Raw genomic sequence first — 19,596 nt, 5'->3', positions numbered from 1 at the left:
TTTGGGAGTGTTCACCATTGAAACAAGCAAGATGGAAAAATCGATCGATTGATTTAAAATCCCTACATCGAAGCGAGTATCCATTATTATATAAAGCAGCAAAAAATAGCGAAGTTTTTTGCCTTCATTGTGGAAATGAAGTGGCTCTTTATATTGGAATCCAACGTTCACCGTATTTTTATCATAAAAGTCCTAATGCTGGCCAAAATTGTCATGAAAACATCATGCAACAAAAAGAAGCCCATCAAACGATTATAAAAGAAGAATATGTTGAAACAGGCGGTTTTCGTCTCCCAAAAGAACGAAGCATTCAAAAAGAGGATAATCATCCCGTAGCATCAACATGGAAGCCTACTCGTAAGGCGGTGATCCAAAAGCCTTTTCATATGCATCAATTAAGAAACATTGACGATGAATTTTCACTAGATTCCGATCAGCTAAAAGCTGTTGAGACTACTAATGGTCCTGTTTTAGTGCTTGCAGGTGCTGGAAGCGGAAAAACGAGAGTGTTAGCAGCACGGGCTGTCCGTATGATTAGCCAAAATATAGATCCTCGTTCAATGATGCTCGTTACCTTTACGACAAAAGCAGCACATGAAATGAAAGAGCGAATCGCCGCCTTTTTACAAAAACAGAATATCAATTCTAATCTTCCCCTTACTGGTACATTCCATAGTATTTTTTATCGAATTTTATGTCATCACAATCCAATGTGGAAGGATACGTCACGTTTACTAAAATGGAGTTGGCAGAAGGAGCAATATATTTATCTGAAGCTGCGAGAATTGGGCATAGAAGAAAAGGATTTCCAATTTGATCAAGCTTTTCAGCAAATTAGCTTCTGGAAAAATATGATGATAACACCAGAAAAAGTGACAGCAACGAACGAGTGGGAGCAAAAAATCAAACAAATTTATGAGCACTACGAACACCAAAAAGAACAGCATCATACATTTGATTTTGACGATATGCTGATTAAATGCTATGAGCTTTTTCAAGCAAATCCTAAATTATTAGCAAAATACCAACAAAGATTTCATCATTTCTTTATTGACGAATTTCAAGACATTAATCCTGTGCAATTTCAATTAATGAAAATGTTATCAAACCATTCCCAAAATGTTTTTGCTGTCGGTGATGATGATCAAGCGATTTATAGCTTCCGCGGTAGTGATCCAACCATTATCTTAAATTTTCAAAAAGCTTATCCGTCAGCGAAAATCATTCAGCTGAAAACAAATTATCGTTCCAGTCATGAAATTGTTTCTTGCGCTCAATCTATTATAGAAAAAAACAAAAATCGCTACCGAAAGCAAGTATTTGCACAGTTTCAAAATGAAGAAAAGCCTCTATTTTTCTTTCCATATGATGAGGAAGAAGAAGCAACGATGATTGTCCAAGATATAAAGGAGAAAATAGAACAAGGTGCAAACCCAAATGATTTTGCCATTCTTTATCGAACCCATTCAATGTCACGGGCAATTTTTGAACGATTAAGTGAATCGAGTATGCCCTTCCAGTTAGAAAAGCATTATGAATCCTTTTATGAAAAGAAAATGGTCAAATGCATTTTGGCTTTTTTACGTTTAAGTGTAAATCCTGATGACTTTTTAGCAATGGGCGATTTTCTTTCCGCCATGTTTATTAAACAATCCGTCCTTCAAGATTTAAAGGCGATCACGATTTTACAGGACTGTTCGTTTCTCGAAGCATTGTTAAAATTGGAAGGACTACAAGCCTTTCAAATGGCAAAGCTAAAAAAAGTCAATAAAATTTTACCTACATTAAAAAGGATGAAACCGATTCATGCCCTTGATGTGATTGAAAAAGATTTAGGATTTGCTGATTTTCTTAAAAAACGAGGTCATGAAGGCAATAAAATTGAAAAAGGCTCTGATGAAATTCATGATTTAAAAGTAGTAGCAAAAAACTTCCAAACTGTTCAATCATTTTTAGAACATATTGACCATATAATTGCTAAAACGAAAGATAAGAAAAAGGAGTCAACACCTCATGGAATACAATTAATGACCATCCATCGGGCGAAAGGACTAGAGTTTGAAAACGTGTATATTCTTGCTGCGGTTGATGGCGGTCTTCCGCATGATTTCGCTCTTGAACAATATCGAAATGGTGAGAATGATTCATTAGAGGAGGATCGTCGTTTATTATATGTCGCCATTACACGGGCGAAACGCTTTGTCGCCATTTCAGTATTGGAAACAAGAAGAGGGAAAATGGCCAACCCATCGCGCTTTATCAAACATTTACTTAACTACCACAAATAGACCAGGCTTCTTTAAACCTGGTCCTTTTATTATTTATTCTTTTTATTCATCATGTTTGCAATCGTGTTAAAATCAAGCTGTTCTTTCCCATTGACAATGGATTGAACAATTTTATCTTCTAACTCCTTTGGAACTTTTCGATTTGCCAATTGGGCTACACGCTTAATAACGCCGCGAACTGTTTCTTCATCTTTAAAGTTCGCATTTTGTAAAGAGTTTGCTAATTCAAATACTTCTTTCATGTTAACACCGGTTTTATTTTCTATGTTTTTGAAAAATTTATTATTCATACTTTTTCCACCTCACATGTTGTTTTATATTATGAGTTTTGGATAAAAAGAGTGACAAATAAGCAACAGATATTCGGAAGGCTCTTTTCTAAAAAATTGTTGCTTACTATACTACGGCAAGCGGTATTCTTGCTATGCCACACTTGTAGCGTGAGTTGAAAAGCAACAATGTTTACGAAAGGAAAAACAGAGTCCCCCTTCATGTAGGGTGGACTCTCCATCCTGTTGTCAGCACTCACCTTTATTTACCATTTAATAAAATTTTGTTGTAAAAAATGAATACTTACGGGAGAGGTTTCCCGTAAGGCTTGATTAGTGAACGAAAGAAACACCTACGATGATTAATAAAATGAATAGAACGACGATTAATACGAAGCTGTTGCCATATCCTCCTCCATACCCATACCCATATCCATAGCAGCCATAGCTCATTTCTTTGCACCTCCTCCTTGTTTCTTTACTATAATGTATGTTTTCAAGCATAAAATGGAATAGATACATGTATAAGGCATTCGTGGATTTTTTATGAAACACCTTTAATCAACATAAGAAAACCATTCCTTCCATTTGCCCCGTTGTTTTTGAAGCCATTTTTCCAAATTACTCGCACTTTTTTCCATTTCTTTTTCGAACGTATTTGCTTTCTTCTCTAATTGGGTTAATTCCTGATTTTTTTCAAGCATCCATTGATCACACTTTTTTTGCACTTGGTCGTGCTCCCTATAAACCTCTTGGAACCATTTTGATAATTCTTTTTCAAATTTATCCATTTGATCACCACCTGAATTCCAAACAAAAATCCCCAATGGAGGGGATTAAGTTCGTTTTACATATTTTGTCCCACAACCGCATCCACCTTTTTTCTTTTTTAAAGAAGGTTTCTGCTGCTTTCGGGAAGAGCTATACACTACTGATGAATGATTTTTTTGAGAAATCCTTCTCATTTTTCATCTCCCCTTCTTGCTTTTAGCATATGAAAAGGAAAATCTTTTTGATGTCAGCAAAACAACTATCTTTTCGTTATTTTTTCGGATTCCTCATTTGCGATTTTAAATTGTTTATAAACCAAGAATCAGTTGAGTCGCTGTTTTCCATGATCATCTCTTTTTCTTCCAGCTTTTTTAATCTTTCCTTTAACTCCTTATTCTCCTTTACTAATTGATCATAATGGTCAAGATTGATTTTTTCGTATTTTGAAAGCAGTTCCTTTAAAACAATATTTTCACTTTCTAATTGTTCAACTCGTTTCACATTCATATTTGTCCGATTTTCTTCATAATCCATCAGCTTTGCTTGTGCACGTGCGAGTTCAGCCTGCAAGTGCTTGATTCTTCCCTTCAATATTTTAATGGTTTCAGATTCTTTTTTATTCAATGAAATCCACTCCCTCTTTTCTTTTTTTAAGGCTTTTTTCTAAAAGATTGTTGCTTTGCCATAGCTTTTCGACTGTCCAGGCAAGCGACACGCTTGCTATGCCACGCTTATAGCGTGCGTTGAAAAGCAACAAAGTTTACAAAACAGCCTTTAGAAAACTAACATCCATATTAATAAAAATTCACAAGGCTAGTCCATTATGTCATTCGCACAAAAAATCCGCTAATATCACGGGCACATAAAATACGTTTATTCATAAAATACAGTAGACCCGATACCTATATGGGAAATTCTTAAGTTAGGAGGAAAAGACGTGAGTCATCGTGATAAAGAAAAAGTTTGTATTAAGACGCGCAAAGTGTTTGACTGGGTAACTCGGCAAGTAGACCTACCAGTTATCAGTAAATCTGATGATCATCTAAAAGACTTTTTTAAGTGTGATGGGTCAACGATCGATGATATTTGTAAATTTTTAGACGAACAAAACGACCCGGAGGATTTTACGGTCGTTTGTAAAATCGATGAAGAGTCCATCATTTGCCAGGAAATCATCCAGCCAGATGGACGTTTAAATGTAACTGTAACACTGCCAAATGGGGACGAAGTAAAACTTCAAAAAGTAAAGGTATTAGTAAAAGGTCAAGCCAATGTAGCGATTTTAGATGAAAATGATAAAGTTATTTGCAGATCGAAAAAACCTATAACATTCGTAACAGCTCAAACCTTTATTCTTTGTGCGCCAGATGGAACAGACGTTGAATGTGAAGTAACATTTAGTGAATGTGACGCTTCCCTCATTTGTACAAATGATTTTAAACAATTGGATATTTCCATCACCCTTTGCTTAGACGTACAAGTCGAAGCTGACGTAAAATTAGAAGTGGAAGCAAGAATTTGTAAACCACGTGAAGAAGACATCCGCGGCGTTGATATTTGTCCTGATCAAAAATTCCCTCCACAATGTCCAGAAGTTTTCCCAGCTCGATAAAATACCTTTTCAAGGCTGTCTGTTCCCAGCAGCCTTTATTTTTCTTATGAAATGAAATCCTTTTTTATGACATACATATGAAGTAAAAGAAATATTCTCTAACAACATGTAAAACAAAGCGATGAAAATCAATACGACGAAACGCTAAAGGAGGAAAGCTTATGGAGCATGATCCTTCTAAACAAAAAGCCAATAAAGATCGATTTTTACAGCTCGAACAAAAAATATTACACTACCGTTCAGAAGCTGCTAATTATGAAAAGAAAATGGAAGAGCTCAAACAACAAATCAAAAAAGAACGTGCTCGTAATCAATATTTGCAAAAAAAGCTCGTTGATATACAAAAATATAATATCGAAAACTATGAGAAAAAAATTGCCCAGCTAGAAGAAAAGCTTTTACAAATGGAAGTGGAGTTGGAAGAAGAAAAAAAGCAAAAAGAAGAGTTAATGATAATGAAGCTACAACGAAAGGAAGAGCCAAAAACAGAAGAAAAAAAGATTGAACCAGTTTATTCCCTTCAATCCCATTTTTCTTATTCTATTATCTTACCTTCTAAGGATGAGGATGCCATTAGCATCATTGGGGATTTTATCATCCAAAATTCAGGAAACCAACCGTTAAATGATATCATCCTTTGTCTTCGCATCTCTCCGAAAGAAGCGGGAAATCTAAGCGGGAAAATCGTCATGAATAGGAAAAATAAAAGAGATTTCAATATGGATTCACCTATTTTACAATGGGAATTTTTACATGAAAACTGGATGGAAAAAGTGAGAGAAACAGGAGAATATTGGCTAAAACCAATTGGGGTTAAGGAGCTCCCTATAAATGAAACGATTGCATTTTCTGGGTTTGAAGTCAAATTGAAAAAACCGGACAATCAAAATAGTGTGATCATCGATGGCTTCGTTTATGGTAAAGAAATCCCTAATGGAACGCATGCGTTAAATAATGTCGTCATAAATTTTTAAAGGCTCTTTTCTAAAAGAATTTGCTCTACTATATTTATAGCTTTTCGACTGTCAGGCAAGCAAAGTTGACGAAAAACAGCCTGTTTAAAAAATGATTCTTCTAAAGTTTATAACATTTGTAGTTTCGATAACCATAATCTGATTGTGTTTCATAAGTAGCCTCTCTCGGATCATTTGAGAAAAGATTGTGCGGTGACAGGAACTAAACTTCATTTAAAGAATAAACTAACAAAGTAGTTGCTTATTGTTTCTTGTGAGGAAAATCCTCCCTCTCATATCGGAGAATTAGAGGTGAATATATTGTCAAGTGCATCAGATCCATTAGTTACCGTTGTCATCATGACCTATAATCGTGCCCATTTAATTAAAAAAGCAATCAACAGTGTGTTGAATCAAACTTTAAAAAATTGGAAAGTGCTGATCATCGATGATGGTTCTACAGATGATACGATGAAAACAGTAGAACCATTCTTAAAAAAAGACAATCGTATTGACTATTACCGTCTAGCTAAAAATTTAGGAATTTGTCGTGTTTTAAATATCGCCTTAAAAATAGTTGATACGAAATATATGGTACAGCTTGATAGTGACGATTGGTTAGAAAATAACGCATTAGAAACGCTACTTTTAGCCATGGAAAATGCCGATGAAAATGTCGCCCTTGCCTACAGTAATCACAAAAAGTGGAAGTCAAAGGACCATTTTAAATTAGTAAAACAGCGATCTTTTTCGAAAGAACAAAAATATGAATTTTTATGCCACTCAACCGTATACCCAAGATTTTATCGGACGGATTGTTTACGGAAGGTTGGAGGCTGGGAGATCCATGATCAATATGATGGACGGTACATGGAAGATAGAAGAATTCAATTTAAATTAATTGAGCAATATGATTTCCTTTGGGTTAATGAATACCTATATAATCTAAATCGTATAACGGATGAAAGACAGTCTTCCTATAAAAATCAACATAAATATGTCGAACTAAAAAAAGAGTTCATTCAGCATTATTTAAAAAAATGGGGAGATGAATATACCCCAAAATTTTATTTAAATGAAAAAGGATGGCTACGAACCGAATTAATTCCAAAAATGAAGCAAAATGACGATAACCCTCATCCATTGTGATGAGGGTTTTCATCATTGAATTGGAACGAGCACCCTCGAATTTTCTTTTAAAGGATGCTGACACTACTATTTTCAAACGGAAAAAGGCGTTAATTTTAATACTTCTTCATACAAGAATGGCAGATCGTTTAATGGTTTTCCGCACAATAAATTTATCGCTTTTGACATGATTTCCGCTCCATTATCTGGGATTGTTTGAAAAGCTTCCGTAATTTTATTTTTTTGATCCAATATTTCATTTATCCGCCTCGATAAATCATCTTTCGAAAAGTTTGCTTCAATTGTTCCAATATCGCTTCCGACTATTTTTTGGAGCATATCGTGCTTTGCTTGTCGTTCTGCATCATCTGGAGGAAGAAGTAATAGAGGGGTTTTGGTAGCAATCGCATCCGTTAAAATCCCCATACCTGGCTTTGAGATCACCACATCCGCTGCATTAATGAGATTAATTCCATTATAAAAAAGAGGGGCTTGAATAATATTTGCATGAAATGGAAATGGAAGTCCTGCAAATTGATTGGCTACGACAATGCGAATGGGAAGTCTAAGTTGATTAATCTTATCATACCACTCTTCTGTATATTTATATTTACTCGGACCTACTCCTCCTCCCATTTGAATTAATAGAAACAGCTCATCAGGCTGCAGGCCGAGAGATTCCTTAACCTCATTTACACTCATCGTCACATCGCGGGCAATAAGCGGAATCGGAACATAAAAAGTGGAAAGGTCAGGAACTTCATTTGGCTGAACAAGGTTTATATGAAAAAAAATATCGGTTGTTTCGTTTGCTGTGTTCCTAATAAATTCTTTAAAATTTCGAGCTTCTATCATATCATCATCATAAATTTTAAGATCGCTATGATAAATGCCTCCCATAATAGCATCAAATTCTTTTCGATCAGACCTTAGCTTTCTAACTTCCATTCGCCAATCATGCATAATAAGGCTCGAGTGACGAATTTCATTTTGTAGCTGTGAATATTTTTTATACTTCTTAAAACAATCTAGCTCAACAAATGGTATATTTTCTTTTATCCATGAAAACGAATGAGGAAATGTATAAATGCGAACGATCTCTTCCTGATTCGCTTCATGAAACTTTTCAATGATTGCAACTGCCCGATTAAGATGACCGAAGTTTCGCCCAACAATATAAGAAATCATTTTTCCCTCTCCTTGCCCAGTCGTATTCCCTTCACTAATGTATGCATCCAAATATACGAAAGTCACAAAACAGTTATCAGTGGAATACATAAGTATAAGATTATGGTCTCTAGGAGGTAGAAAAATGGGAAAAGTTGCGGTTGTTCGAACGGAATACCTACCGATTAGTGAGACGTTCATTTACAATGAATTAGTGAATTTAACAAAATTTTCCCCTGTCGTTTTTACGAAAAAGCTTGTGAATTTAGATAAATTCCCTTTTGAACCAATCATACAATATGAAAGAAAAAAAGATTTGTTATCCCATGTTCAAAACCATCAAGTTGACCTTATTCACGCTCGCTTTGGAATTGCAGGAATCAATGTGCTAAAAGTGAAACAAAAAGCAAATTTACCAATGATCACTTCTTTCCATGGGTTTGACCTCCCTTCTAATCAAAGAGTCTATGAAAAATATTATCGTGATCGAATTCAAGACTTATTTGAAGAAGGGGAACTGTTTACCGTAGCATCAAGATATATGAAAAACATTCTCATGGAATACGGATGTCCTGAAGAGAAGATCGTTGTTCATTATAGTGGAATTGACATTCATCATTTTCCATTTGAGCCAAAAAAGAAGCCCCATGATGGGGAGATAATCATTCTTTCCGTTGGTCGACTCGTTCATAAAAAAGGGATGGATCTTTTAATTGAAGCATTTTCTTTCGTGTCAGAAAACGTTCCGCATGTCAAACTTCGAATTGCTGGTGATGGTCCACTTCGAGAAAAATTAGAAAATCAAATTAAAAAGCTCAATCTAACTGAAAAAGTCAAACTGCTTGGGGCGATTTCACATGGTGAAGTGGCTCAAGAAATGAGAAATGCCAGCTTTTTTGTATTGGCTAGCCATACTGATTACAACGGAAATCAAGAAGGAATACCGAATGTATTAAAAGAAGCAATGGCATGTGGTCTACCGGTTGTTTCGACAAGGCATGCCGGAATCCCTGAACTCGTGTCGCACGGACAGTCAGGCTTTTTGGCTGAAGAAAACGATAGCCAAGATTTAGCCAAATGGATGATAAAAATGATTCAAAATGAAAACAAGTGGTATGAAATGGGAAAAAAAGGACGGGAAATTGTAACAAAAGACTTTCACTTACAAAAACAGGTTCAACAACTTGAGTTCTTATATACGAATATAATCAATGAATGTAAGAATAAGTAATCGTCTGACACCATTTTCATGTTATGTTTTTGACAATGATAAGCCACGATCCATTAGTATACTTTAAATGGTGTCAGCTCTAATATTTCCCTATACAATTCCGGAAGATCTTGACAATATTTTCCGCTAAGTAAAGAAAAAGCATTTGCTGCAATTTCAGCACCATTCGTTGGGACATTTTGAAAAGATTGTATCATATTTTGTGAATATTTCATAATTTCTTCGATGCGATTTGTCAAATCGATTGATGAAAAATTTTCGTAAGCTAAACAAATATCACTTCCAATCAGTTCTTTTAACATGACATTTTTGACTTCACGCTCATCTGTATCCGCCGGCAGAGCTAGTAGAGGGGTGCGAGTTGAAATACAGTCCATTAATATTCCCATTCCAGGTTTACTAATAACGAGATCTGCTGCATTCACAAGATTAATTCCATTATAAAACAATGGAGCTTGAATAATATTTGAATGAAATGGAAATGGAACGTTCTCGAATTGATTGGCAATAACAAGTCGATAAGACGTTTTCATATGATTGATTTTCGTAAACCACTCTTCGATATACTTATACCTCTTCGGCCCAACGCCTCCTCCCATATGAACTAAAATAAACGGCTCTTCCTCTGGAATATCAAGAATTTTCTTGACTTCTTTTGGTTCAAGTGTGATATCACGACATATAAGTGGAATTGGTACATAATAAGTTGATAAATCAGGGATTTCATTCGGCTCTTTGAGATTCATATGAAAAAAAATATCAGTCGACTGATTCGCTACTTCTCTCGTAATGGCTTTGAAATTTTTTATATATGGACTGTCCTGATTTGAAACGATTAAATCACTATGATAAATTCCGGTTATAATACAATCTTGATTTCGATTCTCCTTCAGTTTCGTAACATCTTTTCGCCAATCATGAACGATCAGCTTAGAATGAAATATCCTCTCTTGATCCTTTTGCAATGTATCCCATTTTATTTGTTTAAGCTCTGCATAAGGTAAATTTTTTTGTAACCAGTCAAATGAATGCGGGAAGGCATAGATTTTAATAGGCTCATCGTTTATTTCACGGAACTTAGAAATCGTCGCTACACATCGGTTTAAATGACCAAAATTTCGCCCTACGATAAATGAAATCAATCGCTCTCTTCCCCTTATTCCTTAATATCATCTAATTTAAGTGTATGCGTTAAATTAGTTAAACAGTATACGAATTCGTTCCACAGTCCTTATAAGCTTTCCCCCTCCTTCATATCACTTCATCCAACTAATAAGGTCCTTCTTTGTTCCTTCAATAATCAAAAAAGAGGCTGGTAGTGTCAGACACCACAGCGCGTGAGTTTAGACACTTTTAGACCAGCCTCCATTATTCCAATATTTTTCCTACAATTGTTTCCAGTAAGGCAGCCAAACCAGCAATTGCGAGTATGATGATCAGTGGTTGTGCTAATTCATAATAATATTGATACATTGCATAAAGGAAAGTGGCACTCCAAATGCCCGTACACCAATGACAGCTAAGCAATTCACCTATCCATTTCCTAATTCCTGACCCTTTGATTTCAATATAATCCACTTTCGTTCCATCTGGCAGCGTCTCTTCGACGATGCGATGGAAAGGTCTTCTCATAAACTCTGTGATTTTATCGTAAACCATTAATCTCGTTAACCGGAAGCTTGCGAAAACAAGTAATACAAAATGAAAAACGTTCAGTGCTATTCTCTCCTTTATTATAGGCTCTTATCTAAAAGATTGGCTTTACCATAGCTTTTCGGCTGTCAGGCAAGCGACAAAGTTTACGAAAACAGCATTAATATATAAGGGGTTCTATACATAATTATGATGGCCTTTTGGAAAAATGCGTTCCGTTTACGAATACTTAAAATCCTTAAGAAAATGGGCCAATATCCAAACACAGATGTAAATTAAACATATAATAGGTCTAAGTAAGGAGGAGAGATAAAATGGCGAAGTTTAAAGTCATTTTTCAGTATGATAATCCCATTCGAAAACAACTAGAACAATTAAAACCGGGTACGGAAGTGAATGTTGAAACCACTGATAACATCTATTATGAAGCATCTTTTGAAGAGTATGATGAAGAAACGAAAGAAGCAACTTTACAAGTAGACCGATTTTATCCTGAAGGCGGAAAAGATCTCACCATATCGAGTCATGAGATCATTTCATTAGATACCCCAGAGTCAAAAACAAAGATGGAGGAAGACGAATAATGTTTCATCATTATGAAATAAGAATATAAAAAGCGAAGTCTAACAGCGTTGGACTTCGCTTTAACTTTTTCTCTTTTCTAAAAGATTGTTGCTTTACTATTGCTTTTCGACTGTCATAGGCAAGTGATACGCTTGCTATGTCACGCTATAGAGTGACCGAACAAAAGTCGCTGGTCGGACAACTGTGATTTGTCCGACCAGTGGGTTCATGGACAGTCGGAAAACAACAAAGTTTACGAAAATAGCCATGTTGAAAAAAAGCAACAACTAATTGTCTGGCTTCATTAAGTTTACGATGTTAATATAATCGTTTACATTTCCAATGTCATAACGATCACCTGTTAACACTTTTCCGAAGCAAATTTCTTTTTTAATGAGCTCTTTAATGGCATCTGTTAATTGTAATTCTCCCCCCGCTCCAGGATTTATTTTTTTTAAGTAAAAAAAAATTGAAGGATTCAACACATATCTTCCCACAACCGCTAGGTTTGAAGGAGCTTGTTTTTTTGGCTTTTCAATCATTTCTTGAATCTTATAAATCCCTTCCGACTCTTTCGTTCCACCTATTACACCATATTGATGAAGAAATTTTTCTTCAACTTCTTTCAATCCGATCACAGATGAACCGGTTTGTTCGAATACGTGTATTAACTCTCTTAAACCGGGCTTTTCTTCTGACACGATAATATCATCTGGTAATAATACAGCAAACGGTTCATCACCAATAAACGTTTCTCCTAAACGAATGGCATCTCCTAATCCTTTTGCGTATGGCTGTCGTGTATAATGAAGCTGATTTTTCGGAATTTGCAATTTAGACTTTAGATGTTGCTTATTGCTTTGTTCAAGAAACGTGTCGAGCTCTAACGATTCATCAAAATAGTCAACAATCATGCTTTTAGAGCGGGAAACAATGATTAATATATGCTCAATACCTGAATCAAGCGCTTCCTCAACAACATACTGGATGGCAGGCTTAACCCCAATCGGAAACATTTCTTTCGGGATTACTTTTGTAATGGGGAGACTTCTCGTTCCATATCCAGCTGCCGGTATGATTGCTTTTTTTACCACAATTCATTGCCCCACCTTTCACTCTTTTAAACATATTTTATTCTTTATGAAACGTTATCGGAAATTGTCCATAAGAAAATGGGTTAAATCGTATCAACTTTCGTTGTAACAATTGGGCATTGGGAACTGTCACAACTAAGCTAAATTAGCTATAGGCTATAGAGAAAGGAAACTCTTTTTCTTTTAGATCGAACAATGCTTTAGAGAGGGGTAAACGCATGAATATTTGCATCATTGGAACAGGATATGTCGGTTTAATAACGGCAGCTGTTTTAGCTGATATCGGTCATCATGTAACGTGTTTAGATAACGATCCAAATAAAATCAACTCCTTACAAAAGGGAATAATAACGATTTATGAACCAGACCTTGAGGATTATTTAAAGCGGAATAAAACCCGTTTATCCTTTACCCTAAACATGAAACAAGCAATAGAGCCAGCTGAAGTTATTTTTATTACTGTTGGCACTCCTTCAAATGATGATGGTAGCCCCAACTTAACTTATCTTTTTAATGCACTTGATGAATTATCTAAATATATGAACTCTTATAAAACGATTGTCATTAAAAGTACTGTGCCTCCAGGTACAAATATTCAATGTCATCAAAGACTACAACAAAATGGAGTAAATCAAGAGCTGTATTCTATAGTGTCTAACCCAGAATTTTTACGAGAAGGATCAGCCGTTTATGATAGCCGAAATCCTGATCGGATTGTTATTGGAAAGCTAAAAGAGGATCATAAGTCTATTTCGATTATGAAGTCCGTTTATGAAGGGATCAATGCCCCATTTGTTGTGACGAGCTTAAGTGGAGCGGAAATGATTAAATATGCCTCAAACGCTTTTTTAGCTACGAAAATTTCTTTCATTAACGAAATGGCTCAAATATGTGATCAATACGATGTCGATGTTAACGATGTAGCAAAAGGAATCGGTCTTGATCCTCGAATTTGCCCCCATTTTCTTCAGGCAGGAATCGGCTATGGCGGCTCTTGCTTTCCAAAAGATTTACAGGCCCTTGAATTTAGTGCAAAAAAGAAAAACATTCATCCTCATTTACTGAAAGCTGTGCAAACGGTTAATCATGCACAAGCGGACTATTTTTTAAAGAAAGTGAAAGAACACTTTCCAAATACACTTTGTACACTTGCTGCTTTAGGAATTGCATTTAAACCAAATACCGATGATATTCGCTATTCTCCAGCCATTAAAATCATGAAAGAACTTCACGAAAAAGGGTATACGATTCACGCCTATGACCCGAAAGCAACGTTGTCAAACGAATTAAAACACATTCTACAGTTTCGTAGTCCATATGAGGCGATGAAAAATGTAAACGGATTGTTAATTTTAACCGATTGGGATGAACATAAAAATCTTGATTGGAAGAAAGTGAAACAATTCATGAAAGGTCAAGTCATTATAGATGGCCGGAACTGTTTAGATCCCGATGTAATCAAACAACACGGTTTTACGTACATTGGAGTGGGTAGGTAATGAATATTTTAGTAACAGGTGCAGCTGGATTTATCGGATCTCACTTATGTGAAAAATTGTTAGAGAATGAACATTTTACGGTTATTGGCGTCGATCAGTTTATCGGTCCCACTTCCATTCAAATCAAAAACAAGAACTTAGAACCTCTATTGAATCACCCTCGCTTTCATTTTCAACAAAAAGATTTGTATATTACAGATTTAAAGGGACTTCTTTCTGACATTGATATAGTTTTTCACTTAGCGGGTATACCTGGTGTCCGCACTAGCTGGGGAAATGATTTTGAGCCTTATGTTCAAAACAATATTCTCGTGACGCAACGATTGCTCGAGGCTTTAAAAAATTCATCGATCAAAAAATTTGTGTATGCCTCGACGTCATCAGTATATGGACAAAAAAACGGAAAAGTAAAAGAGAATATGCTTCCGGAACCACTGTCTCCATATGGTGTGACAAAGCTTGCTGGTGAGCATTTATGCCGTTTATATGAAAAAAGCTTCGGAATCCCCGTTGTCATTTTACGCTTTTTTACTGTCTATGGTCCAAGACAACGGTCCGATATGGCTTTTCATATTTTTATTAAGCAATTACTACAAGATCAGCCAATTACTGTTTTCGGTGACGGAACTCAATCCCGTGATTTTACGTACATCGACGACTGTGTAAATGGCATCATTTCGGCTATCAACAACGATCAAGCAAAGGGAAAAACCTTTAACATTGGGGGATTAGAACGTGCCTCTGTGAACGAAGTCATTCAATTATTAGAACAAATAACAGGAAAAAAAGCAACGATTCAATATCAACCAAAAGTACATGGGGAACCGAAACATACTTATGCTGACATTACACTTGCCAAAAACATTTTAGGTTATCATCCAGTTGTTTCGTTAAAGGAAGGATTAATGAAAGAAATTCTATACATTCAAGACATCATCAAGGAGGGGAAAGCTTGAAAATTGCCTTTATTTGCACAGAAAAACTTCCCTCACCTGCTATAAAAGGGGGAGCCATTCAGTTGATGATTGATGGCATCGCCCCTTATTTTGCGAAAAAACATTCATTAACCATTTACTCCATCGTAGAACCACAATTACCGGCAAAAAGCATTGAAAATGGCATTCAATATGTACGCTTTCCACAAGTGAATTATTACAACGATGTTGTAAAAGACTTGTCGCAACATTCCTTTGATCTTATTCACATATTTAATCGGCCAAAACAGGTCAAAAAGATTCATCATGCATCACCTAACAGCATCATCATTACAAGTCTTCATAATGATATGTTTTCACCACTTAAGATCGCTGAATCTGAAGCGAAAGAAGCTATTCAGTACACAAATGCCTTTACGACGGTTAGTGAATATATTAAGCGTACACTGACTGACCGTTATCCCAAAGCAAAAGAAAAAACAACAGTCGTATATTCGGGTGTTGATATCAATAACTATCCGCTACGTTCATCACAAAAAGGGAAAGCCATTCGACAGCAAATTAGAAACAAGCTACAAATAGATGAGAAGAAAGTGATTTTATTTGTCGGTAGATTAAGTAAAACGAAAGGACCAGATTTATTAATCAAAGCGATGTACGATGTCATTAAGGAACATCCTAATGCTGTTTTAGTGATAGTCGGAGGCAAATGGTTTAGTGATAACGGAGTGAATGATTACGTTCGTTCCTTATATGAACTAGCTGCACCAATTAAAAATCATATCCTTTTTACAAATTTCGTCCCGTCAAAAGACATTCCGAACATCTTATTAGCTGGGGATGTTCTTGTTTGCAGCTCACGATGGCATGAACCGTTAGCACGTATTCACTATGAGGCAATGGCAGCCCAGCTCCCGATTATTACGACGAATCGAGGCGGCAATGCAGAAGTTATTTTTCACGATTTTAACGGACTCGTCATTGATCATTATTATCAAGTTGAAAGCTTTACCAAATGCATAAATTTCCTTCTGAACAGCCCGGAATTATGTCAAAGGTTCGGGAAAAATGGAAGACTACTTACTGAAATGAACTTCAAATTCGAACATACAGCAACTCGACTTGAATCTGTTTACGAAAAAGCCATGAAACAGAAATAAATGGTCTAGTCCTTCGGTTTGGTGCACAAAGTTCTCGATTTAGCGATTCAATCTCTCGGTTCGTGCTCGAATCTTTCGGTTTCACCCTTCAATCTCTCGGTTTCATACTTCAATCTCTCGGTTTCACACTTCAATCTCTCGGTTTCACACTTCAATCTCTCGGTTTCACACTTCAATCTCTCGGTTTCATCTATTCGTAAAAAAGGAAGCTGATTCAAACATTACGAATATACGGATGTTTGAATCAGCCCTTTTTGTCCTTTAAAAAAATACTATATTAGATCCTATTTTTGCTTTAGCTTTCTGTTTTCTTCTTTTACCGGTAATAAAAATATCACGTGGTTTTCTTTGATTGAGATTTTCTTCTTCACTAGCCTTTTCTTCCTGGTTGGCATCTTCTTCTGCTTCTTCTTGATTCGAAACATCTTCTCCGTCGAACACTTCTTCTTGACTTAACATTTCTTCCTCATTGATGATCTCTGTTGAACTCAAGATATGATCTACATCAGTTGAGTCATCGTTTTCCGATAACGTAATTTCTTCTTCAATATCTTTTGTCCATTCTATATTTTCCATATTATTCACCTCTTCCCCTGATTTTTGTAATAAAGGTAATTCTGACTCGCCATTTTGGGAATTCGAATCGGTGGGTGCGGGTTGTTCCAAAGGCTTTGTGTGAGAAGGTAATTCGGTAAGCTCTGTATCTTGAAGTGAATTTAATAAAATAGAAAATTGAGATTGTTGATTTAAAGATTCATCTGGATTTTCTAACAATTTTTCATATTCTTGAAAGCTCCATCCCATCGGACCAGGAGGAGAAAACGCATATTTTCGAATATCAACTGTTGGAATGTTTAAATCCTTACCATTTTGTTCTTGCATTATTCTCCCTCCTTCGTATCATTTATACTTTTTACCAATACAGGAATTTGATTTAAAAATTCACTTTTTGAATTTTCCAGCGATATAATATTTTGCAATGCCCACATATACTTTTCATCAGACCAAGATGCTTTTTGACCTAAATAGTATTTATGAATAATCGAGCAAAATAAATGTGGAAATTTAAGATCTGTCCATAACACTTTATATTGATCTTCGGTTAATGGGTGAACGGAATGATAGGCACGAATCATTTTCAGCGCTAATTCGGAGTCCCATATCGACATTTTTTTCATCACTTTGTTAATTAATATGCGGATATCTCTTGAGGGGAGATCATACGTAATTGAATGTAATTCTTTCATAAATAAACCATCTTCCGTATCAATGAATCGAGCTATCGTAAAATCTTGCTGACAAAATCCACTAGCTTCTATCCATTCTCTCGTCCAGTTTTGATAAGGAGCTTCATCTAGTTCTTGTAGAGCTTCTCTTCCCCTTTGCAGCATATTGTCCACATGTTCTAAAAACATCATGGAAAATGGATCTGTAGATAAACTTTGGGCTATCTTTTTGTTCCCTTCTAATTCTTGAAGCTTCCAGCGATAGAGCTTATGCCATTTGCCAAGTCTTCCTCTTTTTTTGCTTTCAGGGTTTGGTACATATCCTTTGGAAAGCTGATGAAATTGCGCCATAAACGTCATGGTTTCCATCAGTTTTTCTTCGTTATAATAAATGACCTCATTGCCCTCTACTCTATCGTATAAAACAAATGCTGATTGCTCTGCCCCTACCGTAATAGCTCCATTTTTTGTTCGATGGATTTTCGCGATTGAAAGTCCATTGTTTTGCAAATGTTCATGAGCTTCAGCAATAAAGAGCATTTTTTGAGGCTTTATTTGTGTATTTTTTAAAACTTTTTGACCTTCGTCTGTATCTACTAACCATGTTGTCCTTCCGCTTTTCATTGAAATTAATGATACATTTTGAACGTTAAAAGGATATAAATCCAGAACATTTTGAATGACATTCCTATTGTCGATTTGCTCAGTCAACGATTTACACCTTCCTTTCATTAAACACCATCTTAATTTTCATAGACTCTCATTAAATTGGCTGCTACATGATTCCATTGGAACGATTGCTCTACTTTCTGCCTGCCGTATTTTCCCATTAGTTCGAGTTGATTGCTTTGCCCTAATAGAGTATTGATGACCATTGCATAAGCCTCTGGATTTTCAAAGTCATCGATTACATAACCGTTTTTTCCTTCCTCAATCACTTCAGGATTTCCTCCACGCTTGCTCGTAATAATCGGCAGACCACATGCCATCGCTTCATAGTGAACCCGAGCTAACGGCTCTTGCCATTGTGATGAGCATACAAAGAGATCAGACATTGCAAATAGACTTGCAATTTCATCTGGTTTTACAAAATTAATAAACTGAACATGTTCAGGATACAGTGCCCCAAGTGTGTATAAATGTTTAACATAGTTATTGATTTCATTTTCTCCAAACCATTTTGAACCAATAAAGACCATAACAGCATTTGGGTGTTTACTAATAATGTTTGGTAATGCTTGCAGCAAAATGTGCGGGCCTTTTACTTTACTTAATCGTCCAACAAATAATATGACTTTTTTCCCTTCCAATCCTAGCTTGCTTCGCACTTGGCGTTTCATTTCTCTTCCTTTTTGTGTCCACGCTGGATAAAATTGATGAACATTGACACCAGAATAAACGGTTTGTACTTTATTGCTTGCCTGAGGAAATCGATTTTTGATTGTTGAGCCAATATAATCGCTAACAGTTACAATTTTTGAAACAAGTGAAATACATGTTGCCCCTTTTTCTTCACTTATTTTTTCATTTGCGAACATTTCATTGTGAACACTTAAAATGAATTTCGTGTTAGGTGAAGCTTCATGTAGTGGTTCAATCCAAAGAGGGCGATTACATACGTGGATCACATCAAATTTATGTTCTTTAATATATTGAGTGATGGATTCAATATATTGCGGTTCTGGAAAACGAACATATGTGACACCATTTGTCTTTTCCGTTTCCGCTAGTTCTGGATGGGTAATAGAAAAAATCGTCACATCATGCTTTTGGGCGATGATTTGACCAACCGCATCTAAATATATTTGGATGGCTCCCCCTTTAACAGCTGGGACTGGCAATTTTTCTGTAGCTATTAACGCAATTTTCATATGCTACCTCCATTTCAGTCAAAATTCCCCTTTAACATAGATTACGGAAAATGGTACGTAGTTGTGATTTGTTCTTGACATCTTTTTTATAAATCTCAACAAATTAGACGATTATCTAGGACAAAATACATGATTCTAACATATTTTAAGATAAGATAGGAATATAACATGTGAA

The 19,596-nt window shown here is 35.8% G+C and carries 21 protein-coding genes; 9 read left to right on the top strand and 12 right to left on the bottom strand.

Annotated elements, in window-relative coordinates; all coding sequences use genetic code 11:
• Positions 1-17: 17 nt before the first annotated feature.
• Positions 18-2,288 carry a UvrD-helicase domain-containing protein gene (locus J2S06_RS07835; RefSeq protein ID WP_419151906.1) on the top strand — a complete coding sequence of 757 codons (2,271 nt, stop codon included), beginning with the start codon at positions 18-20 and terminating at the stop codon, positions 2,286-2,288.
• 29 nt (positions 2,289-2,317) lie between these two features.
• Here J2S06_RS07835 and J2S06_RS07830 read toward each other — a convergent pair whose 3' ends face one another.
• From J2S06_RS07830 to J2S06_RS07815, 4 genes are all read right to left on the bottom strand, one after another.
• Positions 2,318-2,578 carry a stage VI sporulation protein F gene (locus tag J2S06_RS07830; RefSeq protein WP_044749015.1) on the bottom strand — a complete coding sequence of 87 codons (261 nt, stop codon included), beginning with the start codon at positions 2,576-2,578 and terminating at the stop codon, positions 2,318-2,320.
• A 312-nt stretch (positions 2,579-2,890) separates the two neighbouring features.
• Positions 2,891-3,010 (bottom strand): YjcZ family sporulation protein, encoded by a 120-nt coding sequence (locus tag J2S06_RS07825; RefSeq protein WP_419151905.1) that lies wholly within the window; start codon positions 3,008-3,010, stop codon positions 2,891-2,893.
• 104 nt (positions 3,011-3,114) lie between these two features.
• Entirely contained in the window at positions 3,115-3,348 is a 234-nt protein-coding gene (locus J2S06_RS07820) for a hypothetical protein (RefSeq protein WP_419151904.1), read from the bottom strand.
• Positions 3,349-3,598: 250 nt separating this feature from the next.
• A complete protein-coding gene (locus tag J2S06_RS07815; RefSeq protein ID WP_419151903.1) occupies positions 3,599-3,952 on the bottom strand; it encodes a hypothetical protein in 354 nt (117 codons plus the stop codon).
• A 313-nt stretch (positions 3,953-4,265) separates the two neighbouring features.
• Here J2S06_RS07815 and J2S06_RS07810 point away from each other — a divergent pair, with 313 nt between their 5' ends.
• The 3 genes from J2S06_RS07810 to J2S06_RS07800 all read left to right on the top strand — a co-directional run bounded on the left by J2S06_RS07810 (position 4,266) and on the right by J2S06_RS07800 (position 7,042).
• On the top strand, positions 4,266-4,940 hold the full coding sequence (locus J2S06_RS07810) for a BMQ_0737 family morphogenetic spore coat protein (protein ID WP_044749018.1): 675 nt from the start codon (positions 4,266-4,268) through the stop codon (positions 4,938-4,940).
• 161 nt (positions 4,941-5,101) lie between these two features.
• Positions 5,102-5,914, top strand: a complete 813-nt coding sequence (locus tag J2S06_RS07805) for a hypothetical protein (RefSeq protein WP_419151902.1) — start codon at positions 5,102-5,104, stop codon at positions 5,912-5,914.
• Between the two features lie 291 nt (positions 5,915-6,205).
• Positions 6,206-7,042, top strand: a complete 837-nt coding sequence (locus J2S06_RS07800) for a glycosyltransferase family 2 protein (RefSeq protein ID WP_419151901.1) — start codon at positions 6,206-6,208, stop codon at positions 7,040-7,042.
• A gap of 72 nt (positions 7,043-7,114) precedes the next feature.
• Here J2S06_RS07800 and J2S06_RS07795 read toward each other — a convergent pair whose 3' ends face one another.
• Entirely contained in the window at positions 7,115-8,209 is a 1,095-nt protein-coding gene (locus J2S06_RS07795; RefSeq protein ID WP_419151900.1) for a glycosyltransferase family protein, read from the bottom strand.
• A 124-nt stretch (positions 8,210-8,333) separates the two neighbouring features.
• Here J2S06_RS07795 and J2S06_RS07790 point away from each other — a divergent pair, with 124 nt between their 5' ends.
• Positions 8,334-9,419 carry a glycosyltransferase gene (locus J2S06_RS07790; RefSeq protein WP_419151899.1) on the top strand — a complete coding sequence of 362 codons (1,086 nt, stop codon included), beginning with the start codon at positions 8,334-8,336 and terminating at the stop codon, positions 9,417-9,419.
• A 53-nt stretch (positions 9,420-9,472) separates the two neighbouring features.
• Here J2S06_RS07790 and J2S06_RS07785 read toward each other — a convergent pair whose 3' ends face one another.
• Both J2S06_RS07785 and J2S06_RS07780 read right to left on the bottom strand, forming a co-directional pair.
• Positions 9,473-10,561: a glycosyltransferase family protein gene (locus J2S06_RS07785; protein WP_044749022.1), complete on the bottom strand. Its 1,089-nt coding sequence runs from the start codon at positions 10,559-10,561 to the stop codon at positions 9,473-9,475.
• A 226-nt stretch (positions 10,562-10,787) separates the two neighbouring features.
• A complete protein-coding gene (locus J2S06_RS07780) occupies positions 10,788-11,135 on the bottom strand; it encodes a DUF1360 domain-containing protein (RefSeq protein ID WP_419151935.1) in 348 nt (115 codons plus the stop codon).
• Between the two features lie 251 nt (positions 11,136-11,386).
• Between J2S06_RS07780 and J2S06_RS07775 the strand changes: the two genes are divergently transcribed.
• Positions 11,387-11,656, top strand: a complete 270-nt coding sequence (locus J2S06_RS07775) for a hypothetical protein (protein WP_419151898.1) — start codon at positions 11,387-11,389, stop codon at positions 11,654-11,656.
• A 267-nt stretch (positions 11,657-11,923) separates the two neighbouring features.
• On the opposite strand, the gene J2S06_RS07770 is transcribed toward J2S06_RS07775, so the two are convergent.
• Complete coding sequence (locus J2S06_RS07770) at positions 11,924-12,730, bottom strand: UTP--glucose-1-phosphate uridylyltransferase (protein WP_419151897.1); 807 nt, start codon at positions 12,728-12,730, stop codon at positions 11,924-11,926.
• A 218-nt stretch (positions 12,731-12,948) separates the two neighbouring features.
• Here J2S06_RS07770 and J2S06_RS07765 point away from each other — a divergent pair, with 218 nt between their 5' ends.
• Genes J2S06_RS07765 through J2S06_RS07755 form a run of 3 tightly spaced genes read left to right on the top strand, consistent with a single transcriptional unit; the run spans position 12,949 to position 16,324 of the window.
• Positions 12,949-14,229, top strand: coding sequence for a UDP-glucose dehydrogenase family protein (locus tag J2S06_RS07765; RefSeq protein WP_419151896.1), 1,281 nt, complete (start codon positions 12,949-12,951; stop codon positions 14,227-14,229).
• Positions 14,229-15,185 carry an NAD-dependent epimerase/dehydratase family protein gene (locus J2S06_RS07760; protein ID WP_419151895.1) on the top strand — a complete coding sequence of 319 codons (957 nt, stop codon included), beginning with the start codon at positions 14,229-14,231 and terminating at the stop codon, positions 15,183-15,185. The genes J2S06_RS07765 and J2S06_RS07760 overlap by 1 nt, the downstream gene beginning before the upstream one ends.
• On the top strand, positions 15,182-16,324 hold the full coding sequence (locus tag J2S06_RS07755; RefSeq protein WP_419151894.1) for a glycosyltransferase family 4 protein: 1,143 nt from the start codon (positions 15,182-15,184) through the stop codon (positions 16,322-16,324). The genes J2S06_RS07760 and J2S06_RS07755 overlap by 4 nt, the downstream gene beginning before the upstream one ends.
• 47 nt (positions 16,325-16,371) lie before the next feature.
• Here the strand turns inward: J2S06_RS07755 and J2S06_RS07750 are convergent, their stop codons facing one another.
• From J2S06_RS07750 to J2S06_RS07735, 4 genes are read right to left on the bottom strand one after another with little or no spacing between them, the layout of a single operon-like run.
• The gene (locus tag J2S06_RS07750) at positions 16,372-16,542 is read right to left on the bottom strand and encodes a hypothetical protein (protein WP_419151893.1); all 171 of its coding nucleotides are present in this window, start codon (positions 16,540-16,542) and stop codon (positions 16,372-16,374) included.
• A 43-nt stretch (positions 16,543-16,585) separates the two neighbouring features.
• On the bottom strand, positions 16,586-17,206 hold the full coding sequence (locus tag J2S06_RS07745) for a hypothetical protein (protein WP_419151892.1): 621 nt from the start codon (positions 17,204-17,206) through the stop codon (positions 16,586-16,588).
• Positions 17,206-18,261: a CotS family spore coat protein gene (locus tag J2S06_RS07740; RefSeq protein ID WP_419151891.1), complete on the bottom strand. Its 1,056-nt coding sequence runs from the start codon at positions 18,259-18,261 to the stop codon at positions 17,206-17,208. Before J2S06_RS07740 ends, J2S06_RS07745 begins: the two co-directional genes overlap by 1 nt.
• 32 nt (positions 18,262-18,293) lie before the next feature.
• Complete coding sequence (locus tag J2S06_RS07735; protein WP_044749030.1) at positions 18,294-19,421, bottom strand: glycosyltransferase family 4 protein; 1,128 nt, start codon at positions 19,419-19,421, stop codon at positions 18,294-18,296.
• Positions 19,422-19,596 lie beyond the last annotated feature (175 nt).

Source organism: Bacillus alveayuensis, from assembly GCA_030812955.1.
Classification (GTDB): Bacteria; Bacillota; Bacilli; order Bacillales; family Aeribacillaceae; genus Bacillus_CB; species Bacillus_CB alveayuensis.
This window is presented reverse-complemented; position numbering and strand designations above follow the sequence as displayed.

Bases quoted from the DNA above. Each gene is read 5' to 3' on its own strand.
- J2S06_RS07775 (WP_419151898.1), top strand. From the start codon at position 11,387: ATGGCGAAGTTTAAAGTCATTTTTCAGTATGATAATCCCATTCGAAAA.
- J2S06_RS07745 (WP_419151892.1), bottom strand. From the start codon at position 17,206: ATGCAAGAACAAAATGGTAAGGATTTAAACATTCCAACAGTTGATATT.
- J2S06_RS07760 (WP_419151895.1), top strand. From the start codon at position 14,229: ATGAATATTTTAGTAACAGGTGCAGCTGGATTTATCGGATCTCACTTA.
- J2S06_RS07735 (WP_044749030.1), bottom strand. From the start codon at position 19,421: ATGAAAATTGCGTTAATAGCTACAGAAAAATTGCCAGTCCCAGCTGTT.
- J2S06_RS07805 (WP_419151902.1), top strand. From the start codon at position 5,102: ATGGAGCATGATCCTTCTAAACAAAAAGCCAATAAAGATCGATTTTTA.
- J2S06_RS07825 (WP_419151905.1), bottom strand. From the start codon at position 3,010: ATGAGCTATGGCTGCTATGGATATGGGTATGGGTATGGAGGAGGATAT.
- J2S06_RS07830 (WP_044749015.1), bottom strand. From the start codon at position 2,578: ATGAATAATAAATTTTTCAAAAACATAGAAAATAAAACCGGTGTTAAC.
- J2S06_RS07790 (WP_419151899.1), top strand. From the start codon at position 8,334: ATGGGAAAAGTTGCGGTTGTTCGAACGGAATACCTACCGATTAGTGAG.
- J2S06_RS07765 (WP_419151896.1), top strand. From the start codon at position 12,949: ATGAATATTTGCATCATTGGAACAGGATATGTCGGTTTAATAACGGCA.
- J2S06_RS07820 (WP_419151904.1), bottom strand. From the start codon at position 3,348: ATGGATAAATTTGAAAAAGAATTATCAAAATGGTTCCAAGAGGTTTAT.
- J2S06_RS07795 (WP_419151900.1), bottom strand. From the start codon at position 8,209: ATGATTTCTTATATTGTTGGGCGAAACTTCGGTCATCTTAATCGGGCA.